This window comes from Bradyrhizobium sp. CCBAU 45384 (assembly GCF_028128665.1).
Lineage (GTDB): Bacteria > Pseudomonadota > Alphaproteobacteria > Rhizobiales > Xanthobacteraceae > Bradyrhizobium > Bradyrhizobium manausense.
The window spans coordinates 12,243-31,788 of sequence record NZ_LBIZ01000086.1 but is presented as its reverse complement, the minus strand read 5'-3'; the positions used below and the strand labels follow the sequence as shown (position 1 = coordinate 31,788).

General features: G+C 60.5%; 23 protein-coding genes and 2 pseudogenes. 9 read left to right on the top strand and 16 right to left on the bottom strand.

Annotated elements, in window-relative coordinates; translation table 11 throughout:
• Positions 1-67: 67 nt before the first annotated feature.
• Both XH80_RS06045 and XH80_RS06040 read right to left on the bottom strand, forming a co-directional pair.
• Positions 68-343, bottom strand: a complete 276-nt coding sequence (locus XH80_RS06045) for a hypothetical protein (protein ID WP_271597764.1) — start codon at positions 341-343, stop codon at positions 68-70.
• A gap of 65 nt (positions 344-408) precedes the next feature.
• Positions 409-723 (bottom strand): annotated as a pseudogene (locus XH80_RS06040) (ABC transporter permease subunit); the annotation flags it as partial.
• Between XH80_RS06040 and XH80_RS06035 the strand changes: the two are divergent.
• From XH80_RS06035 to XH80_RS06015, 5 genes are all read left to right on the top strand, one after another.
• Positions 680-916, top strand: coding sequence for a hypothetical protein (locus XH80_RS06035; protein WP_271597763.1), 237 nt, complete (start codon positions 680-682; stop codon positions 914-916). The pseudogene XH80_RS06040 and the gene XH80_RS06035 sit on opposite strands and share 44 nt — an antisense overlap.
• Positions 917-1,219: 303 nt before the next feature.
• A complete protein-coding gene (gene tnpA, locus XH80_RS06030; RefSeq protein WP_271597762.1) occupies positions 1,220-1,621 on the top strand; it encodes an IS66-like element accessory protein TnpA in 402 nt (133 codons plus the stop codon).
• 23 nt (positions 1,622-1,644) lie between these two features.
• Complete coding sequence (tnpB, locus tag XH80_RS06025; protein WP_425304745.1) at positions 1,645-1,965, top strand: IS66 family insertion sequence element accessory protein TnpB; 321 nt, start codon at positions 1,645-1,647, stop codon at positions 1,963-1,965.
• Between the two features lie 45 nt (positions 1,966-2,010).
• Positions 2,011-3,672 carry an IS66 family transposase gene (tnpC, locus tag XH80_RS06020; RefSeq protein ID WP_271597761.1) on the top strand — a complete coding sequence of 554 codons (1,662 nt, stop codon included), beginning with the start codon at positions 2,011-2,013 and terminating at the stop codon, positions 3,670-3,672.
• A gap of 306 nt (positions 3,673-3,978) precedes the next feature.
• A complete protein-coding gene (locus XH80_RS06015; protein WP_271597760.1) occupies positions 3,979-4,116 on the top strand; it encodes a hypothetical protein in 138 nt (45 codons plus the stop codon).
• Between the two features lie 286 nt (positions 4,117-4,402).
• Here XH80_RS06015 and XH80_RS06010 read toward each other — a convergent pair whose 3' ends face one another.
• The 11 genes and pseudogenes from XH80_RS06010 to XH80_RS05955 all read right to left on the bottom strand — a co-directional run bounded on the left by XH80_RS06010 (position 4,403) and on the right by XH80_RS05955 (position 15,182).
• The gene (locus tag XH80_RS06010) at positions 4,403-5,626 is read right to left on the bottom strand and encodes an MFS transporter (protein WP_271597759.1); all 1,224 of its coding nucleotides are present in this window, start codon (positions 5,624-5,626) and stop codon (positions 4,403-4,405) included.
• 172 nt (positions 5,627-5,798) lie between these two features.
• Positions 5,799-6,017, bottom strand: a pseudogene (locus XH80_RS06005) (hypothetical protein); the annotation flags it as partial.
• A 1,157-nt stretch (positions 6,018-7,174) separates the two neighbouring features.
• A complete protein-coding gene (locus tag XH80_RS05995) occupies positions 7,175-8,578 on the bottom strand; it encodes an adenylate/guanylate cyclase domain-containing protein (RefSeq protein WP_271597758.1) in 1,404 nt (467 codons plus the stop codon).
• Positions 8,579-8,791: 213 nt separating this feature from the next.
• Positions 8,792-9,178: a nuclear transport factor 2 family protein gene (locus XH80_RS05990; RefSeq protein ID WP_271597757.1), complete on the bottom strand. Its 387-nt coding sequence runs from the start codon at positions 9,176-9,178 to the stop codon at positions 8,792-8,794.
• A 44-nt stretch (positions 9,179-9,222) separates the two neighbouring features.
• Positions 9,223-10,083 (bottom strand): alpha/beta fold hydrolase, encoded by an 861-nt coding sequence (locus XH80_RS05985; protein WP_271597756.1) that lies wholly within the window; start codon positions 10,081-10,083, stop codon positions 9,223-9,225.
• Positions 10,084-10,209: 126 nt separating this feature from the next.
• Positions 10,210-10,773, bottom strand: a complete 564-nt coding sequence (locus XH80_RS05980) for a cytochrome P460 family protein (protein ID WP_271597755.1) — start codon at positions 10,771-10,773, stop codon at positions 10,210-10,212.
• Positions 10,774-10,987: 214 nt separating this feature from the next.
• A complete protein-coding gene (locus tag XH80_RS05975) occupies positions 10,988-11,941 on the bottom strand; it encodes a LysR substrate-binding domain-containing protein (RefSeq protein ID WP_271597754.1) in 954 nt (317 codons plus the stop codon).
• Between the two features lie 96 nt (positions 11,942-12,037).
• Positions 12,038-12,595, bottom strand: coding sequence for a carboxymuconolactone decarboxylase family protein (locus XH80_RS05970; protein WP_271597753.1), 558 nt, complete (start codon positions 12,593-12,595; stop codon positions 12,038-12,040).
• 108 nt (positions 12,596-12,703) lie between these two features.
• The gene (locus tag XH80_RS05965; RefSeq protein ID WP_271597752.1) at positions 12,704-13,381 is read right to left on the bottom strand and encodes a DJ-1/PfpI family protein; all 678 of its coding nucleotides are present in this window, start codon (positions 13,379-13,381) and stop codon (positions 12,704-12,706) included.
• Between the two features lie 220 nt (positions 13,382-13,601).
• Positions 13,602-14,153 (bottom strand): carboxymuconolactone decarboxylase family protein, encoded by a 552-nt coding sequence (locus XH80_RS05960; protein ID WP_271597751.1) that lies wholly within the window; start codon positions 14,151-14,153, stop codon positions 13,602-13,604.
• Positions 14,154-14,294: 141 nt separating this feature from the next.
• Entirely contained in the window at positions 14,295-15,182 is an 888-nt protein-coding gene (locus tag XH80_RS05955) for a LysR substrate-binding domain-containing protein (RefSeq protein ID WP_312016668.1), read from the bottom strand.
• A gap of 145 nt (positions 15,183-15,327) precedes the next feature.
• On the opposite strand from XH80_RS05955, the gene XH80_RS05950 reads away from it, so the two are divergent.
• Both XH80_RS05950 and XH80_RS05945 read left to right on the top strand, forming a co-directional pair.
• The gene (locus XH80_RS05950) at positions 15,328-15,714 is read left to right on the top strand and encodes a hypothetical protein (RefSeq protein ID WP_220003184.1); all 387 of its coding nucleotides are present in this window, start codon (positions 15,328-15,330) and stop codon (positions 15,712-15,714) included.
• Between the two features lie 13 nt (positions 15,715-15,727).
• Complete coding sequence (locus XH80_RS05945) at positions 15,728-16,198, top strand: MarR family winged helix-turn-helix transcriptional regulator (RefSeq protein WP_271597750.1); 471 nt, start codon at positions 15,728-15,730, stop codon at positions 16,196-16,198.
• A gap of 162 nt (positions 16,199-16,360) precedes the next feature.
• Here XH80_RS05945 and ku read toward each other — a convergent pair whose 3' ends face one another.
• Complete coding sequence (ku, locus tag XH80_RS05940; RefSeq protein ID WP_220003182.1) at positions 16,361-17,287, bottom strand: non-homologous end joining protein Ku; 927 nt, start codon at positions 17,285-17,287, stop codon at positions 16,361-16,363.
• Between the two features lie 167 nt (positions 17,288-17,454).
• Here ku and XH80_RS05935 point away from each other — a divergent pair, with 167 nt between their 5' ends.
• On the top strand, positions 17,455-17,685 hold the full coding sequence (locus XH80_RS05935; protein WP_060910194.1) for a hypothetical protein: 231 nt from the start codon (positions 17,455-17,457) through the stop codon (positions 17,683-17,685).
• On the top strand, positions 17,678-17,926 hold the full coding sequence (locus tag XH80_RS05930; protein ID WP_220003181.1) for a hypothetical protein: 249 nt from the start codon (positions 17,678-17,680) through the stop codon (positions 17,924-17,926). Before XH80_RS05935 ends, XH80_RS05930 begins: the two co-directional genes overlap by 8 nt.
• Before the next feature lie 7 nt (positions 17,927-17,933).
• Here the strand turns inward: XH80_RS05930 and XH80_RS05925 are convergent, their stop codons facing one another.
• Positions 17,934-19,121 (bottom strand): extracellular catalytic domain type 1 short-chain-length polyhydroxyalkanoate depolymerase, encoded by a 1,188-nt coding sequence (locus XH80_RS05925; RefSeq protein ID WP_271597749.1) that lies wholly within the window; start codon positions 19,119-19,121, stop codon positions 17,934-17,936.
• A 5-nt stretch (positions 19,122-19,126) separates the two neighbouring features.
• A complete protein-coding gene (locus tag XH80_RS05920; RefSeq protein ID WP_028150805.1) occupies positions 19,127-19,546 on the bottom strand; it encodes a CopG family transcriptional regulator in 420 nt (139 codons plus the stop codon).

The window sequence follows — 19,546 nt, the reverse complement described above, 5'->3', positions numbered from 1 at the left end:
CCGGTTATTCAGCCACAGGCGTGAACCGACCTGTCGACGCCGGCCGGGCCGAAAGAAGCAAATTCATCTATGCCGGGGATTTGCCACGAAGGCGCATCGCCGGTCGGGGCTTTTCGCCCCAACCTGCATGCACGCCAGATGGCGTTGTAAGCACGCATCCTCCCCAAAACGCTCGAGGGCGTTTCGCCTCGGCTTCGGAAATATCCACGCAGAGAAGCTCCGCGCCGGCTCCCGCAAGCGCACGCGCGACCGCCGGACCTATGCCTCCGCCGCCGGCGCCGAGGAGAATAAAGCCGCGATTCTGCAACCTTGCCTTTTCGAGGTAATCCGGATTGTTTTCCATTCTTGTTTTTCCTTGGCTCATAGACGATGTGCGTCGTATGTCCGAACCGCGATGCGCTCTCGGACTCAGTGCTTCCGTTCGGGCGTGCCGCGAAGCGTCCCAACTATGCCGGCTGGGAAGAAGTAAACGGACAGGACAAACAGAAGTCCCAACCAAAGCAGCCAGCGATCCGGCGACAGCAGCGCGGCGAACGCCGGAAGCGATGCGGCTGCCTTGTTTCCCAGCGCGAGCAGATCCTGGAGGTAGTTCTGCGCAACGATGAAGATGGCGGCTCCGATCGCTGCGCCATAGATCGTGCCCATCCCGCCGATCACGACGATGAGAAGGATGTCGACCATGATTTCCATGCTTAACTCGGAATACTGGCTGCTTTGCCTTACGGATCACGATAACGACAATTCCAACTCTGCGTCGACCGTCGGCAACGAAAGATCGACTGGAGACCGCGGAATTGGTGGTTGCGATAACAACGATGACAGCTACGTGCACCGTCCCGAAGAATATTATTTTGGCATTGAAGACGGCGGTCACGGCGGTTATGAGATCGTGCACGGCATATTGCCGTTGGAATGAAATATCGTTGGACTGCCGTTGGCTTGATCGTTGATGTGTCGACTGCGACGTCTAGGTGGTTGCAAGGATCGGAGGGGGACGCGTCGGAGGTAGTCTCAAGCCCGGGTGAGAACCGTCTTTTCATGCGCTTGAAGAAGCAGCTTTCTGGAACGAGCGTTGGGTGCGGAGCTGACCCACCACCTTGGCTATTCAGAAGGGCGACCCGGGGGCAACAGCGTACGCCTCCGACGAGGACCGTCTTGCGTGACGGGTGGTAATTCGCGAAGCGTGTGACCTTAAGTCTAGCTTTAAGGTCATCAGGCGATGCGGGTCGAGGTTTTGGGCGGGCTCGAGCGGCGGCGGCGTTGGTCGCAGGACGACAAGGCACGGATTGTCGAGGAGACGCTGGCACCCGGCGCGAAGGTAACTGAGGTTGCGCGGCGCAACGGAGTAGCGGCCAGCCTGGTGTTTACCTGGCGTCGACAAGCACGGACATCGGAACAAGTTGCACCATCTTTTACGCCGGTGCAGATCGCCGGCGTAGCGGCCTCGGCTGAAGAAACTCCGAAGCTTTTGCCTACGGTTGATGGCCGAGTTCGTTCGGCGGCAGCCGCGCGTACTGGATTGATAGAGATCGATCTCGGCAACCGACGGTGCATCCGGGTGGATGCGCACGTCGATCCAGAGGCGTTGGCGCGGGTCCTCGATGTGCTTGGACGCCGATGATTTCTGTACCAGGGAATGTGCGAGTGTGGCTGGCTACAGGCTACACGGATATGCGCAGAGGCTTTCCATCGCTGGCCCTCCAAGTGCAGGAGGTGCTGCACAAAGAACCGCTTAGCGGTCATTTGTTTGTCTTCCGTGGTCGCCGCAGCGATCTTGTGAAGGTGATCTGGCACGATGGTCAGGGAGCCTGCTTGTTCACAAAAAAACTCGAGAGAGGAAAGTTTATCTGGCCATCGGTTGCCGGTGAAGCGGTAACGATCTCGCTGGCGCAGTTGAGCTACCTGCTGTCCGGGATCGATTGGCGCAATCCGCAAGAAACCCAGCGTCCGACGCGGGTCGGATAATCGTTTTGGGTTTGAATCTGATGCTCGATCTGATTCAATGGCTTCATGACATCGAAGCCGGACGATCTTCCGTCGGATCTCGCAAGCGCCTACCTTGCGCTGCTGGCCGAGCGCGAGGCGTTGCAGGCTGAACGCGATGTGGCAGTCGCGGATGCCGCCAACGCGCGGGCGGAGCTGTCGGACAGCGAGGTGCTGATCGCTCATCTTGAGCTACGGATCGAGAAGCTCAAACGCGAACTGCACGGGCAGCGCTCCGAGCGCACGGCGCGGCTACTCGAGCAGTTGGAATTGGAGCTCGAAGAACTCGCCACCACGGCGACCGAGAATGAGCTGGCTGCGCAGGCTGCCGCGGCAAAAACCCAGAGCGTGAGCGCCTTCACGCGCAAGCGGCCGGTGCGCAAGCCGTGGCCGGACGACATCGAACGTGAGCGCGTCGTCATCGAGGCTCAAACGACCTGCGCCTGCTGCGGTGGATCGCGGCTGGCGAAGGTCGGCGAGGATGTGACCAAGACGCTGGAGGAGATTCCGCGTCGCTTTAAGGTCATCGAGACGGTACGCGAGAAGTTCACCTGCCGCGATTGCGAGAAGATCAGCCAGCCGCCGGCACCGTTCCATGCGACGCCGCGCGGCTTCATCGGCCCACAATTGCTGGCGACGATTCTGTTCGACAAGTTCGGCATGCATATCCCGCTCAACCGCCAGAGCGTGCGCTTCAAGGCCGAGAGGATCGATCTGCCGCTGTCGACGCTGGCCGACCAAGTCGGCCACGGAACGTTCGCCGTCATGCCGCTGTTCCAGTTGATCGAGCGTCATGTGCTCGCGGCCGAGCGCCTTCATGGCGATGACACCACCATCCGCATCCTGGCCAAGAGCAAGTGCACGACCGGGCGGATCTGGACCTATGTGCGCGATGACCGGCCGTTCGCCGGGCCTGCGCCGCCGGCGGCGGTCTATTATGCCTCGGGCAATCGACGGGGCGAAAATCCTCAGAGGCATCTGGCCGCCTTCGCCGGCATTCTGCAGGCGGATTGCTATGGCGGCTTCGAGCCGTTGTTCGACCCAAAAAGGAAAGCAATGCCGATCACGCCGGCATTTTGCCTGGCCCATGCGCGGCGGGGATTCTTCGAGCTGGCTGACATCGAGAAAGCCGCCCGGGAAGGCAAGGGCAAACCGGTCTCCCCGATCGCGCTGGAGGCGGTCAGGCGTCTGGATGCGTTGTTCGAGATCGAGCGCGCCATCAACGGCCGTAGTGCCGACGAGCGGCGTGCCGCGCGCCAGGAGCGGAGCAAGCCGCTGCTCGACGACATGCACGACTGGCTGCTCCACGAGCGAGAAAGCCTCTCGCGCTCCGCCGAGGTCCTGAAGCCCATGAACTACATGCTTAAGCGCTGGGACGACTTCGTCCGCTTCCTCGACGATGGCAGGATCTGCTTGACCAACAATTGCGCTGAGCGTGCATTGAGAGGCATTGCCTTGGGAAGGCGCAACTGGACCTTCGCTGGCAGCCAGCGTGGCGCCGATCGTGCAGCTATCATGCTGACGATGATCACGACCTGTCGCCTCAACGACGTCGATCCCAAGGCTTGGCTCGCCGACGTCCTCGCCCGGATCGCTGATCTTCCCACCTCGCGTCTGCGCGAACTGCTGCCCTGGGAATGGAAGCTCCTGCACCAAGCCGGCAAGTCCGCCGGTCAGCAAGCCGCCTGACCTTCACGCAACGCCATCGTAGAACTCGCCGTGCTCGCGCGCATGCGTCAATCAGGCGGCCTTCGTCGTATGCGTACGCAACAGCCGCAAAGGCACCAGCAGCAAGGCATTGCTGACGGACGATGGTGCGCTTGAAATCGCGGTGCCGGCGCAACCGCGGCGGCACGTTCGAACCGGCGATTGTCGCTCGAGGGTCAACCCCGCTTCGTCGGCTTCGAGGGGAAGATCGTCAGTTCCCATGAGCGCGGGCATGACCGTACGGGAGATCCAGAACCATCTTGTCCGATCTGATCGGCAAGGTCACTGATGATCGGCAAGGTCATCAACGCCGGTCTCGACGAGGGCCCGCAAATGATTGAGCCGGCCGCTGGAATCGATCTATCCAGTGATCTTTTTCGACGCGCTCATAGTCAAAAGGGGATGGTCGAGAAAGAGGCGGTCTAAGTTGTACCGGGCATCACTGTCCGGGCCGAAAGACGTCGCAGCCCAAGGCGCCAAATTCCGGCTCAGTCATGAACGGTCTGCGGAACGAGGCGGCGAATTCCTGATCCCGTCGTCGACGGCCTCGAGATCCCGCGGCGATCAACAACGTCTTTCCTGCGGCGAGATGGTTCAGACCTGCATCGTGAAGTTGATCCTTTGTGTCCAGGAGGCCAGCGCCGAACCCGATTCAGGTTCGGTGGCTTACGTGTTTTTCGCAGTCGACTATCGACCTTGGCAACGTCGCGGCTCAGGCGCCTTCCTTCATGGGCTCTTTCGTGAGCATCGTCCATATTTGCGAATGAACTAACAAAAGTAACACAAGCAACATCATTGACAACGCCGGCAATAGCATTGCTATGCTTAGCCCCCAGACAGCGCAGACAGTTCCAGCAATAAGGGAGCCGATAGGGCCGCCGCCGCCCATGCCCAGCTGAAACAACGACATGAGGCGCGCCCGGTGGCTGGGCGGTGCCATGAGTTGCACAATGGTACGGGCTTGCGTCAGGGTAATGCCGGCCCCGATTCCCCAAAGGAAGTTCAGAGCGACGAAGACGGGAAACGGGGGAAGTGTTGATAGACCCGTCAACACCAGAGTGCCAACTCCCACCGCGATCACAATCACTCTGCCGCGAAGGTCGAGACGCCGCGCTACGCTGGCCATACCCATGCTTGCAATGATCGTACCAGCCCAGAAGGCGAAGCTGGTATATGCCAGTTCCGCCGAGCTCCCAGCATAGGCATCTCGCACAGCAAGCGGAATCACAGCCATGAATGGACCGACATAGAATAGGCCGATACCAAAGTTCAGCAGCAGCACCGGCCAGATTTGTTCTGATCGTGCAGCTTCCGACACGCCTTCGGTAACACCACGCCAAAAACTCCCTTTCTTTGGGTTTGAATCGCGCGGTGGGTCAGAGATCCAGGAGAGAGCGACGCAACCCAGCAGTAGAACAATGCTATTCGCTAGCAAGAGCGGCGGTGCGCCGAAGCGATCAGCTTGGGAACCGCACGCAATACCAAGCAGCTGGCCGACGAATTGCATAGCCGTGACGTATGCGACTGCGGACGGTAATTTAGCGCGGGGCACGATGGAAGGTAGGAGAGCGTCTCGGGTCGGAAGGGCGAAGGCGCTAATTGCACCCATCGTGACGCCGTACCCAATTAGCAACGGATAGCTGAGCTCTGTCTTCCAAGACATCCAAGCAAGCGCGAGCGGCGGCAACGCATATATGATGTGGTAGAGCGCTAGCAGACGACGTGGGTTTCCACGATCAGCGACCAAACCGCCCAGTGGCAGGAACAGCAGGCCCGGTGCCATGAGCGCGGCCTGCGCAATACCGACGGAAAAAGCGTCCATCCGCAGAACAACGGCCACCAGCCAAGGGAATAGCACCATCTGTACGCCAAGCGGTGCAAACCAGCTCGCTAACCCCAAAAGGTAGGCAGATAAAGTGGATCGGCTTGAACTCACCTAGCAATCCCGTTCACGCTATACCAATCACCATCAACTTTCGGAATGTAGGCCTCAAGCAAGCCGACGTTGATCAAAGGGATATGACGCATTTAGTGTCCCAAGTGACAAGTCTCATCACGATCAACCACAAATTGCTGATTGTCAATTTCAAATCGTCCGGCGGTCACGACACAGAAATCCAGGAGTGGATGGCCAAGACGCTGCGCCACCGCACAGTTCGTGCGGCGAAGACCGGGACAACCGCTTCGGGATCCGCTGTAGCTAAAGGCAATAGTCGTGCGCTCGAGCGGTCGGCGGTCTGCCGGTTACCCCTGCCGTCACCCGTAAGGCGGTAATAGCCGAAGCAGAAAGCGGCACTAGGCCACGCGGGGAGGTAAGCACGTGACATTAGTGAAGCCGTCCGCGCGCGCGTAGAATCTTAACGCAGTGGCGCAGTGACAGTCTCGCTGACGGGTGGAAAGCTACGGTGAGCTATTGCTGGGACCATCGTTGTGCACGCCGTAGCTATTCTTCCGAGGTGCAAGAAAAGTCCACTAAATCAACAAGGTTGACAAGACACCATTTCGCGGAAAGGAGCCTCCTATGAGAGCCAAGATCTTCAGTTTGTCGAGAATTTTAGCGCTTAGCGAATATTCTGGATAACGTTGCAACGCACGGTTCGCGGTCCTCAGCCGAAAAACTGAGGGTCCACACCAACTTTCGCATTTTGGTCGCGCAATGGCCGCGACGGCGCGGGGGCCATCGAACGGCCGGACAAGTGGGCTCCTGCTCTTTGACGGTATTTGAACATACGCTCAAGCAGGGCGGTAACGGCAGTCTTGACCACCCGGCAGCGCTGATGAGTCGATTGACTCCGATAGCTGGTGAAATCGCCCAGAACGCGAACGGCCCAAAGTTTTCTGTGAATTCAAGACCAAAAAAATCCGGCGGGTATACCGCCGGCGTTTGTCCGTCAGGCTTGAAAATTTGTGCTTGCAAATCAACGACGAAGCGCCGTTCGAAACGATAGAGTGGGAGTAGGGCAATCGGGTGCTAATGCGAGGTTTAGCGTAGCTTCGGTGTGGTGGTCTCGCACACGTGCGTTGGCCTCGACTTAACTCGAACAATGCTCGGCGCTCCAGCGAGTGTTGGTTGGCGAAGTATCGCGTCGAACCATAGCGTGCAGAAAGGCCTGAGCTGCTAGCCGATGCGCTATTTTGAGGCCGGCCGAGGTTGCGCCTAAGGACTGAGGATTGGAGCGCTTGCGGAGGAACAATCCAGTTGTGCCAATCCAAGTCAATTTCTATGAGTTCCGGCGCGTGCCGTTCGACGGCCGACAATTAGGGCGCGCGGACTAACACTACTTTGCTAACATCCGGTCCAAAAGTAATCGCAGCGAGCGGAGTCCTTATCTAAATCGCCGCAATCAGGTTGAGCGGTTCTTCAACCGAATCATGCAATGCCATCGGGGGCAACGCGCTACGACAAACTTGCGGCCAACTACGTAGCCATCGTCCAACTCGGATCAATCAGGCTATTGCTCCGTGCTAATGAGGCCGGGACCTACTAGTTCTCTGGCACACCCGCAAGGCGCAGACCATGATAGAACTTTTCGTAGATCCATAGCTCTCGACCAGCCTTGGCTGCATCCCATGCGCTAATCGGAAAGCTCGGCGAGAGTTGTTGGAGTCGCTGAGCAGCGTTCCTCGCAGCTTCAAAATCGCCAAGATACGCCGTGGCAATGGCTATGGCAGCCCAGCCAAAGACCCATTGTGGCATCTCATGAGCCGTTCGACGCGCGTACTCAAGAGCTTCTTCGTACTTCCCCTTCGCGATGTAGGCGTAAGCGAGGCCGCTATGCGCAAATCCGAGCTGTGGGTCCAGCGGACTCGACGTTATGGAACGCAAAGATTGGTCTATGGCACTGTCGATGGCTCCCACCCCACTCCGAACGTGACCACTGGAGTTTGGCTTCACCGACGCGCGGCTGATCTCGGCCTGTGTGATGGAGAGCTCGATCGCACCCACGACCCTCAAAGTCACCTCGTCCTGCAACGCGAACACGTCGTCTAGCGCGCCATCTATCTTGTCGGCCCACAAATGCGCGCCAGTGGCCGTTTCGACAAGCCGGCCAGTGACGCGTACGCGCCCACCCGCCCTGCGCACGCTGCCTTCCAAGACATAGCGCACGCCGATTTCTCGCCCGATCTGCTTGATGTCAACTGCCTTGCTCTTATAGGTGAAGCTCGAATTTCGGGCGATAGCGAATAACCACTCGAAGTGCGACAGCGCCGTGATGATGTCTTCCGCTATGCCAGCAGAAAAATAATCCTGCTCGGGATCAGCGCACATGTTTCTAAACGGCAGCACCGCGATCGACGGCCCGCCGAGCAGCGGAAGAGGCTTGGTGGCTTCCGCGATTGGCGCGCTCGCGGCCGATATCAACCCGGCAGGACGCGTCCCATAAAGCCGCACCGGTCGGTCAATGTTCCTCAATGACCTCTCGCCGAGATCGTAGAAGGCGAGTCTGGTTTTTCCGCGGACTTGCTCGAAGGCGCTGCCAGACAGGCACACGCCGCCCGGCTCGCATTCGTTCTCGACGCGGGCTGCGACATTGACGCCATCGCCGAAAATATCGCTGCCCTGGACGATGATATCGCCGACGTTGATACCGATCCGAAAAGTGATCTTTGGTTCTGTGCGCCCGCTACCCGCCCTCATCTGATCCTGCAAGACCAGCGCGCAGGTCACCGCGTCAACGGCGCTGGCGAACTCTATAAGCATCCCGTCGCCGGTGGTCTTAACGATGCGGCCGTAGTGCGCAGCGATGATTGGATCGACCACTTCGCGACGGAGGGATTTTAGGACGGCGAGAGTTCCGACCTCGTCTGCGCTCATGAGTCGCGAGTAGCCCTCGACATCTGCCGCCACTACCGCAGCCAGCCGCCGTTCGATACGTTTACCTGGCACGAAGCGCCTCGTTTTCGTCCCCGGCGGCCAGCAAACCAATTTTGGAAAGCTGAGCGTCCCGCCCAACTCTCGCCCTGTCGCAGCCAGAGTGTTCATTGCGTTCTGAAAAAGTGGCTCTCCAAGAGGTTCGATAGACCGGGGCTGCGCTTATCGATCGCTTCTGCATTACGCGAGGGAGCCGTCGTCGCTCTGGCCTGTCAGGATCGCGATAGGTCATGACCGGCGCGCCTCGGCGACGGCCAGCGTGTCGATGTACTGGCGGAACTGGGTGATCTTGCCGTCCTTAACGATCCAGACATGCGCATAGCGGGCTTCGGCCTTTTTGCCCGTCGCGCCGTGTACCCCCGTGAAATCGCCGAGCGACACGACCGTGTTGCCCTCCGTAATGAATTCGGTGGGGACGAGCGCAAAGCTTGACCACTCCGCCACCAACGGCTTGAACAGACCTTCGGCCACGCGCTCGGGCCCGCGGCCGTCGACCTTATAGTGCCACATCGTGATCCATTCGATATCGGGCGACATCAGGCCCAGCGCGCCTGGCGCATCGCCGGCCGCCAATCTGTCGTAGAAGCTTCGAACGATTGCGGTGGGTGTGGTCACGTTAGATCTCCTGAAAAGGCGGCACGACGCGGCGTGTCGGGATGTCAGCCGACGTGCTTGGCGAGAAAGTCGCGCATCGCTGCCGCGATCTCGCTTGCGTGGGTTTCGAGTGCGAAGTGACCGCTGTCGACGAAGCGGACGTCGGCCGAGGGCACGTCCCGCTTGAATGCTTCGGCACCGGGCGGAATGAAGAACGGGTCGTTCTTGCCCCAGACGGCGAGGACGGGCGGCTGATGTTGGCGCAGATAGGCTTGGATCGTATCGTACAGCGCTACGTTCGATCGATAGTCGAGCAAGAGGTCGAGCTGGATCTCGTCATTGCCTGGTCGCGCCAGATAGAAATCGTCCAGATTACGCCCGTCGGGCGAGACCCGGCTCGGGTCCGCCACGCCGTGCGTATATTGGAAAAGCGTCGTCTGCGGCGCCAGGAAGCCGCGGAGCGCGTCCCGGTTGGCCTGGGTCGGTTCGTTCCAGTAGGTTTGGACTGGTGCGAAGGCGTCGGATACGCCCTCAAGATAGGTATTGCCGTTCTGGGTGACGATCGCGGTGATCCGCTCGGGGTGCTTCACCGCCAGTCGGAACCCGACCGGAGCGCCGTAGTCGAAGACATAGATCGCGAACTTGTCCAGCCCGAGGACTTCGGTGAAGCGGTCGATCACCTTGGCGATCTTCTCAAATGTGTAGGTGAATCGATCGCGTGCCGGCTGCTCAGTCATGCCGAACCCGGGCAGATCAGGTGCAACGACGTCATAGCGATCGTCGAGTTGCGGAATCAGATCGCGGAACATGTGGCTTGCGGTCGGGAAGCCATGGAGCAGCAGAACGGTAGGCCGGGACGGATCACCGGCCCGACGGTAAAAGACCTCGAGGCCGTCGACATCGATGGTTTTGAAACTGAGTGGCATGTGGATTTCCTGAAGCTAAATTAGAGTTCGCAAGAGAACTGGAAGTGCGCCGGTTCACCCGTTCAGCGACAGGAGAGCGAGCACCTGTCGAATGCATCTATCGGTCAGCGCAGTAGAGGCACGACTTCAACGTAGCGACGGGTAACCCTGCGTATAGACCCAATCTGTGGCCTGGGCGGGAGTGTGACAGGGCAGACAATCGTTGTGGTAGTCAGTCGCGGTAGTGCGGGTGGGGGCCCCCACGTCGAAATGGGACCATCCCCAACCGTCGCCCCACAAGGGATTGCCGGGGTGCCGTTTGGTGGAATCCTTCACCAAAACGAACCAACCGTTGAGCTTATCCTGGTGGCTCGCCGTACCCGAGGTCATGTTATCCGTGCTTGCCTCGAACTGCTCCTTGACCAGCACGGTCCCGTCGGGAAACTTTCCAGTCTTTTTGAAAGCCTCGCGTGTTCCTGGCGATGCGTAGACCGCGTGGATCTGCTTGGCGCCCGGTTTGTCGTCATCCGCCACGGACCAACTGCCCAGATATTCGTAGAGCTCGCGATAGTCGCTAGGGACGTGCAGGTTGCCGGCGGCATCCTCCACGTTCGAAGACTTCGCGGGCCGCTCGTCGGCTGCGAGGACGAGCGCTACGGAGGCGCTGAAGGCGAGTGCGACCGAGACGACAAACAAACTCCTACGATTCATACGATGCTTCTTTCAGCGTTTTCGGTTTGGGATCCGGCAGTCGCCCTGTCGACGTCGCCTGCGTAGAAGCGCGACGGCCAGCGTAGGAACGCCGCCTGTTGTCCGGAACGCTAGTCAGACGCGCGCCGATCTCAAAATCGATTGTTCCGATTGGAGCATCGAACTTTCCCATAAATGGATTGCGTCAAATTCTTCTGGACGATGCCGTTCAGGTTCAGCTTGTTGAAGGCGGAGACTCTTGGGCCCCTTCGTACGCATGCGCATGCAGAGCGGTGCGGGCGTCTACCAGATGCGGCCTGTCGGCCGGCGCTTGGTCCGCCATCGCGAGGCTATCGGCAAGATGGTTGGTAAGCTCGTTGACCACGCGGGAATTGCTCCGCTGGCTTTGTGAATACGCCAGTTCGACTGCAGGCAACTGAGGGAGACGTAATCCGTGAGGGACGATCTTCAGCGGGGGCTTGACCAGTGCGCGGGCGAGCACAGTGATTCCCATGCCGTCTATCGCCGCCGATTTGAGGCTGTCGAAGCCGGGACCGACGAAGCTGATATGGCTGGGTGAACCGTGAAGCTTCAGAGAAGCGAGGGCGCAACGGCGATACAAGCAGCCTTCCGGAAACAAGACCAGCGGTATGGAGTTCATCTCATCGCACTCGAAATTCGGTCCGGCAACCCACACCAACTGCTCGCGCTGGGCCACCGTGCCGAGCTGGGCACCCATGTCCTGCTTGAAGAAAGCCAGGTCGAATTCTCCGCGCGCGCTCCGCTTCTGCAATCCTTCGGACTGGTTGGCTTCCACCTCCAGCCCGACCATCGGGTGCTTCGCCTTGAACTGCGCGAGCCAGGCCGCGAGCTCGCGACCGAAAAAATCGAGCGGAACACCCAAACGGATGAAACCGTCGAGTGGTTCTTCCGACATCGACCGGCAGGCCTCGTCGTTCAGTTGCAGAATTCGTCTTGCATAGTTTACTAGACAGTCTCCATGCGGAGTGAGCTGCAAAACCTTGCCTTTGCGACGCGACAGCAATGCCTCGCCGATTTGCCCTTCCAGTTTTGCGATTTGCGCACTGATCGTGGACTGCGACCGACCGACGGCTTCGGCGGCCCGCGAAAAACTCATCGTGTCCGCCACCAGAACAAGCGTACGGAGACAATCGATATCGAGGTTCATAGCCATCTCCATGATTGCTGCAGCCGATCGCGGTCACTCATGCGTCGCCGATGTCCGCAAGGAAAGATCGCGTGCTGGAGCGCGTCGGCTCGCTCGCTACCCGTCCCGCCCTTCGAGAGCTTCTGTCCGCACGATCGGGAAATCTATGTCGGTCTCGGCCACCTTGTTCAGGTAGTTCGTGAAGACGTTTTCGGTCACCAGGGCTACGATTTCGACGATCTGTGCGTCTCCGTAGCCGGCGAGCCGCACCGCAAAAAGGTCGGCATCGCCGACATGACCACGCTTGCGAACCACGTTCGCCGCGAACCTCACCGCCGCATCCGCCTTCGGATCCTTGGATGCGCCCATTCGATTGAGGGCGATCTCCTCCGGAGGCAGTTTGGTGAAATTGATCGCGAGATAGCTGTGGGCCGATAGGCAGTAGTCGGAACCGTTGACTTGAGCCACCGCGAGGGCGATCCGTGCGCGTGTCTTGGAGTCAAGGGTCCTGGATAACCCGTCCTGAAACGCGGCGAACGCATCGAGTGCGATCGGGCTGCTACCGATCAGACGCGACAGATTGGGCACGACGCCCAGCTTCCGATAAATGCTGTCCAGGATGGGTTTACTGGCTGCAAGCGCACCGTCGCGGGTCGATATTCGCAAGCGGGACATGATCTCTCCTTACAGGTTTATCCCGATTTTCTTCCGCAAGGCGGGCGCAGGCCGCAAAGCACCGCCCGCCATCTGGCCCCTTTTCTGAGGGGCGTTCGTCCGCGACGACTATTGGTGGGCTCGGCTTGCGACCGACTCGACGCGTCGGCGCGTGTCGCCCATCATTTTTCCCATCTGCTCGATCACCGCGTAGCGGATGTGCGCCGGCGCAGTATCCGCATCGCCGGATTGGAAGGGAGGGGCAGGCGCATATTCCAGGGCCAGCTGCACGCACTGTGCGGCATCCTCACCGCGCAGTTCAGCGATCAGCATCAGCGCAAAGTCGGCGCCGGCGGTGACGCCACCGCCCGTCAAGATGTTGCCGTCGCGAACGACGCGGGCTTTTTCGGGGATCGCACCGAATGCCGGCAGCATGTCGAGCCACGCCCAGTGCGAAGATGCTCGACGTCCCTTCAGTAATCCAGCCGCTCCAAGGATCAGAGATCCGGAGCAAACGGAGGTCACGTAGGTGGCGGTGCTCGCCAGTCTGCGTACGGCCGACATGAAGCGGGTATCCTCCATGGCGTCGATGCAGCCGAGGCCGCCGGGGACGCAGAGAACGTCGCAGCTGCCGATGGTTTCCAGATCCGCCAGCCTTGCGAAAGAGAGTCCGTGGGAAGTCACCGGCGTTGCTCCGATCGACGCGACGATCACCGTGATGTCAGGAATCATGGTCAGAAACTGATGAGGCGCGGTGAAGTCGAGCTGAGTTACTTCGTTGTAGACGGGAATCACGACGGTGGTCATTGATACCTCCTCAAAGCCGTGCTCTTTGACGGCGGGACTGTTGTCGGATGGGTTGCGTGTGTCTCAAACGGGGACGCGAAGATTTGGTCATCGCCCATTCGGGTATCGAACGCGGCAACGAATTCGTCGCTCACGAACAAACCTTGAAGCGATCTGCGCCGACGCGAGGTCCGGCCAGCGGAAGGCTGAAGGCCATCCGCCGGCCAGGCCGATACCTCGATCAAGCCGCTTTCCTGGTGTGAAGCTCCGGAAATGACGGGTCCAAGTCTGTTTTGAAGGTGTTGTTGAACAGATTGGTGATGAAGCTGAAGGCGGTCTCGGCGACGATGTCGATGATCTGCGCGTCGGTAAAGCCCGCAGCGCGAACGGCCGCGAAATCCGCATCCTCGATGTGACCGCGCGATTTGGCGACCTTGTAGGCGAACTGTAGCGCGGCATCGGCCTGGGGATCGGTGGAATGACCCTCGCGATTGAGCTCCATGTCCTCCTTGGTCAGACCGTTCAGCTTGCCGGCCAGATAGCTGTGGGCCGTCAGGCAGTAGCTGCAGCCGTTCACTTCGGCGGTCATGATGTGCAGGCGTTCGCGGGTCTTGTGGCCGATGCTCTTGCCGAGCGTCGCGTGCATATCCGCAATCGCCTTCAGGGCATCGGGCGACTGGGAGATCAGAGAGAAGAAGTTCGGCACCACGCCGAGAACCTTCACGTAGTTCTCAAGGATCGGTTGGGACTTGGTGGGGGCCTGTTGAATGGAAGGGATGGGGGCGCGAGCCATGAGGTTTCTCCTTTGCAACCGAGCCACCTTGGCTTCGGTGAGGAGAACATCGGATGTTTCATTGGAAAGAATAATCCGGTAAGAATGGAAGTGTCTCTTTCATGCTGTGGAAGGGGAAGCGGGGCCGTCGTGACCATCCTCTCATCCCAGCTTCGATAGGGCCGATCGCAGCTGGCTGGCGGCAAAGTCCAGAAAGACCCGCATCTTGAGCGGCAATTGCCCGCGTGCTGCGTGGACGAGGTGGACGGGAATGGGTTCGACATCGAACTTCTGCAGCACCTGGACGAGCTTTCCGGATCGAAGCTCATCGGCGCAATGATAGCGGTACACTCTGGTGAGGCCGGTGCGCCGGACTGCGGCCTGAACGGCGGATTCGGCGGCCGTGACCGATAGACGCGGAACGATGTCGACTCCAAATTCGCGCTTGTTCGCGGGATTCCGAAAGGACCAGATTGCGGAGGAAGGGCCAGTGAAGATCACACAGGGCAGCCTTTGTAGATCCTTCGGGTGTTTCGGAACGCCGTGAGCCGCCAGCAGGTCCGGTGAGGCGCACACCACCGTGTCCATAGCCCCGACGCGCGTCGCGATCATGCTGCTGTCCGGTAGTTCGCCCAGACGCACGGCCATATCGACGTGATCGTCGTATAGATGAAGGTTTCTGTCCGACAGAAGGAGCCGAACGTTGATTTCGGGATAGGCCGCTAGGAAGTCCGTGACGATGGGCAGAATGTACATCTGACCGAACAGGAGTGGCGCCGTCAGAACGAGCTCGCCGCGGGGAGTGGTGTACTCGCTGGATGCCGCTCTTTCGACTTCTTCGATTTCCTCCATGATGCGCTTAATCGAAGCAACATAAGACTGACCCGCGTCCGTCAGGGTGAGCTTGCGCGTCGAACGCTGCAGCAGCTTGGTCCCGAGATAGGCTTCGAGGTCGCTAAGTTTCCGGCTGAGCGTCGGCAGCGGCATGTTCAAGGCTTTGGCCGCCCCCGTCAGGCTGCCTTTTTCGACCGTCTGCAGCACGATCGACATCGCTTCCAGCCTATCCATCCCTGACTTTCATTTATTGGAAGCCACAATCTCTGAAACGAGAGATTATTTTTCCCTGCGCAACATTGCAAGGTGCGCTCAACAGTCCGCTCGCGCTGAAAGCGGGACTGCTGACGGAGTATCGATCATGACAACAACAGCATTGCTGTCCGCCGCGGCGCGTCTGGTTGAGCGTGTTCTTCCGAGCCACGCGGATCTCTGCACGGAGTTAGGCAGAAATCGGACTGCCTGCGTCGGCGTCAGGGCATTCGTGGCTCTTGCGGCCACCATTATGCCGCCCGGTAGCCTGGCCGCGCAGGACCTGATGGCCATCGCGTACTTGAACGTGGTCGTTCTCAATTCCACCGCCTACCGCCTGAGTTCGATGCGACCCGTCCGGATCTTTCGCGTCGGCGTCTTGAGGTCAGTGAAGGACGTTCTCAGTGCAACGGAGGCCGCGCTTCACTTTCCATGGAATTTCGCCCGCGTCCGTTCTCTACGGTCAATGCGCGCGGACGCGGCCGGCGGGCGCTAGGCCGCAGACGCACATGACACACGATTCCCATGACGTAGGTTCAGGAGCGATAGATCTGGATGAAGACGTGAGCTTCGCGGTGTACGCGGCCGCCCTCGCGTTCAACAAAGCATACAAGTCGCTGCTTCATCCGCTTCGTCTGACGTACCCCCAATTTTTGGTGATGATCGTGTTGTGGGGGCGCGATAACGTCACCGTCAACGAGCTAGGCACTCGGCTCTTCCTCGATTCCGGCACTCTAACGCCCCTTCTGAAACGGCTGGAAGCCGCGGGGTATCTCCGCCGCAAGCGAGATCCGACCGACAACAGGAAGGTCCGCATAACTCTCGCTGATTCCGGACGGGCGCTCGAACCTGCGGCGAAGAACGCCTCTGAGAAACTCTCGCGTGCTATCGATCTCGGGACGGAACGCACGATCTCTCTAAGGCACGCGTTGGCGACGCTGCGTCTAAAACTCGGTCGAGCGACCAATAATGCGTCATGAAGACGCCTGGCAGCAGAGAGTCAGTGATCCCAAATGCCCTCGACCATATCGACGAGGATCTTGCGTATGAGCGCCTCGTCTTCGACGAGCCGCCGCCGAGAAGCGCCTCGGCCGCCGCGCGACCGAGTCCGTCCGTGCTGCCCGTGATGAATACAGTCGCCATCAAGCCGATTTCCGCCGCGCTCCCGTCGCCGGCCTTTTCGCCGTCGCTTCCTTCGCCGCCTTCTTCCCCTCGATCGACATCAGCATTTCCTTCTGGCCGGTCGCCGCCTTTCGCGGCTTCTTGGCGGGCTTTGCGGCCTTCGCCGGCGCGGCCTCCTTGCCGACGGATCGGCGCAGCGCCTCCATCAGATCGACGACGTTGGTCGATGCTGGGCGCTCCTTCGGCGTGATCGGCTTGCCGGCGCGCTTCTGGTTGATGAGGTCGATCAGCGCGGTTTCGTAGTGGTCCTCGAACTTGTTCGGATCGAACCGCCCCGCCTTTTGACTCACGATGTGCTTGGCGAGATCCAGCATGTCTTTCGTGACCTTCACGTCCTGGATCTCGTCGAAATATTCCCGCTCGCTGCGCACCTCATAAGGATAGCGCAACAGCGTGCCGACCAAGCCCTTGTCCATCGGCTCGAGAGCGATGATGTGCTCCCGGTTGGTCAGCACCACGCGACCGATGGCGACCTTGTTCATCTCGCGGATGGTCTCTCGGATCACCGCGAAGGCGTCATGCCCGACCTTGCCGTCGGGACGGATGTAGTAGGGGCGGATCAGATAGCGCGGATCGATGTCGGTCCTGTCGACGAACTCGTCGATCTCGATGGTCCGCGTGGACTCCAGCGCGATCTCCTCGAGCTCCTCCTTGGAGACCTCGATGAACTGATCCTTCTCAAGCTGGTAGCCCTTGACGATGTCCTCGTTGGGCACTTCGTCGCCGGTGTCGGCGTCCACCTTGAGATACTTGATCCGGTGGCCAGTCTGCCGGTTGAGCTGGTTGAAGCTGATCTTCTCGCTCTCCGACGTGGCCGGATAGAGCGCCACGGGGCAGGTGACGAGCGAGAGTCGCAGGAAACCTTTCCAGTTCGCGCGGGGGGCCATGGGTACGCAACGCTCCAGGGTACGGGACACGGACTCAAGACGAACGGGGCGGCGCGGTTCCGACACCGCCACGGGCCGTCCACGGAATTCCGCCTGCCCCTGCAGCGGCGCCCGCGAAACAGAGCGCCGGCGCTTGACTCTCGTGAACAAAATGAGAACATAATCTGATGACCGCTACGCCCGAGCCCTCCAGACCGGCCACTTTCGACCTGGAGGCCGCCGCCGACCAGGCCATCGCGGCCTGCGGCGGAGACGCCCGGGAGGCGGTCAAGGCACTGCTCGTCGCCGTCGACTTTCTCGAGGCGGAGACCGACGAGCTCCGGACGAATGTGTCGAAAGGCTACGCCCGGGGACGGCTCCCAGGGGCGCGCGAACGCAAGGATGAGGCAGATGTCTGAAGTGACCTACTATGTCGCTCTGCCGTTCGTTTTCTCCGACGACGGCATGGCCGCCGGCGAGGCGGCGGAATGCCTGAGCGCCAATGCCGCGGTGATGCGGGCCGAGGCGCTGGCGCGCAAGCCCGGACACGCCGGCGCCGTCGCGTTCAGCCGCAGCGGGGCCCCCGCAACCGGGGACTTCGGCGACGCGAAGCTGATCCGGAAGTTCGGGGACGTGCCGGACGATCTGAGCGCCTTGTGAAGCCCGACTAACCCGGCAGCGAATGCTCAAGGAAGAAGCGCAGCATCTCCCTCGTCGCGTCCGGCCCGCGGGGATCGGTGTACGAGCCGGCGGGACTGCCGCCCGACCAGGCGTGGCCGGCGCCGTGAACATTCCAATGCTCGGAGACGGCGCGCCCGTCCGCGTCGGCAAGGTTGGTGCGGGTGTAGGCGTGCCCATGGGGCACCCGTCCGTTGCTCACCTTCGCTTTCAAGCCTGCCGCCTTGGCGGACTGCTCGACAATCCGGTCGCCGTTGTTCGGATGCACCGTGGTGTCGCGGTCGCCATGGAAAACGATGGTCGGCAATGGCGGTCCACCAGCGGCAATTTTAGACCCGCCGCCCTGACGCATGGCGACGAACGCTGAGGGAAGATCGCTTGCCGCCCCGCAGGCGAGGCCGGAATGGATCCCGACGGCCGCGTACAGATCGGCGTGGGTCGCTGCCATGATGGCGGCGGCCGCCCCGCCGGCCGACAGACCTGCGACGTAGACCCGCTTCGGATCGATCGGATAGTCCAGCATGATTTGGCGAGTGATGCCTGCGATCAGCGAAGGCTCCCCGCCCTCCCGCTGCTGGTCGCCCGTGCGAAACCAATTCCAGCATTTCGCCTGGTTGGCTTCATTGGGCTGCTCCGGATAGACCACGAAGCAATTCCGCTCTTCCGCCAGGAAATTCATCCGGGTGCCTGCCGCGAAGTCGTCCGGCGACTGGGTGCAACCGTGAAGCATGACCACCAGGGGAAGCGGTTTTTCCTGCGAGTGGCTTGGGACGAACAGCTTGTAGTTCCGGCTGCCATTCGCGTTGCGGAAGGTGCCGGCGATGAACCTCGTGCCTTCGGGTGCGATATCCGTCGTGGCAGGCGGAGCGCGGGTCATCGGACCACGCAGGTTGAGTCCGGGGAAGTCTTTCAAGCGATCGAACCGGGCGATGCTTTTGCGTTGCAAAGGAGCGGGAGAAACCCGGGTGGTTCGTCGGCTTTCCTTCTCCTCGACGACGTTGGCCTTCACGTCGATGGTCGGCGGCTCGAGCCGAGCTGGCGCGACGCGGGCAGTCCTGTCCGACGGCTCGGAGGCGCTCTCGCCGCGGAGCATGCGCTGCAGGAGCGCGGTGGCCTCGGCCAGGTGGCCCGCACGTGTGAGGCGCGTAGCCTCGGAAATCATGTTCTGATTCAGCATCGCGTTCACCTAGTTCTGTCGGAGAGTGCGGCCTTGACCGCGGGAGTGGCGTGAAGGGCCCCGAGCACCGATACCGAAGCAATGGTGGCGCGGGCCAGCTCGGGGGTGACGTCCTGGGCGATGGTCGCGAGACCCAGCACGTTGATGTGCAGCATCTCGCCGGCGCGCCGCGCCGCTTCGAGATCCTCGCGGCTGTAGTTGCGCAGCCCCAAGTCCAGGCTCTTTCGGACCGTCGACTGCTTCACGACGTCCGCGTGGCGTTCGAGCTGGTTGCGGATGGCCGTCCGGATGAAATCCGTGCGGTTCGAATAGAACCCTTCCTGCACCATCAGATCGACCTGACCCAGATCGACATAGCCAAGGTTGATCGTGATCTTCTCAGTATCGGGGATCCGGGATCGCAGCTCGCGGACATTGTCGGCCAT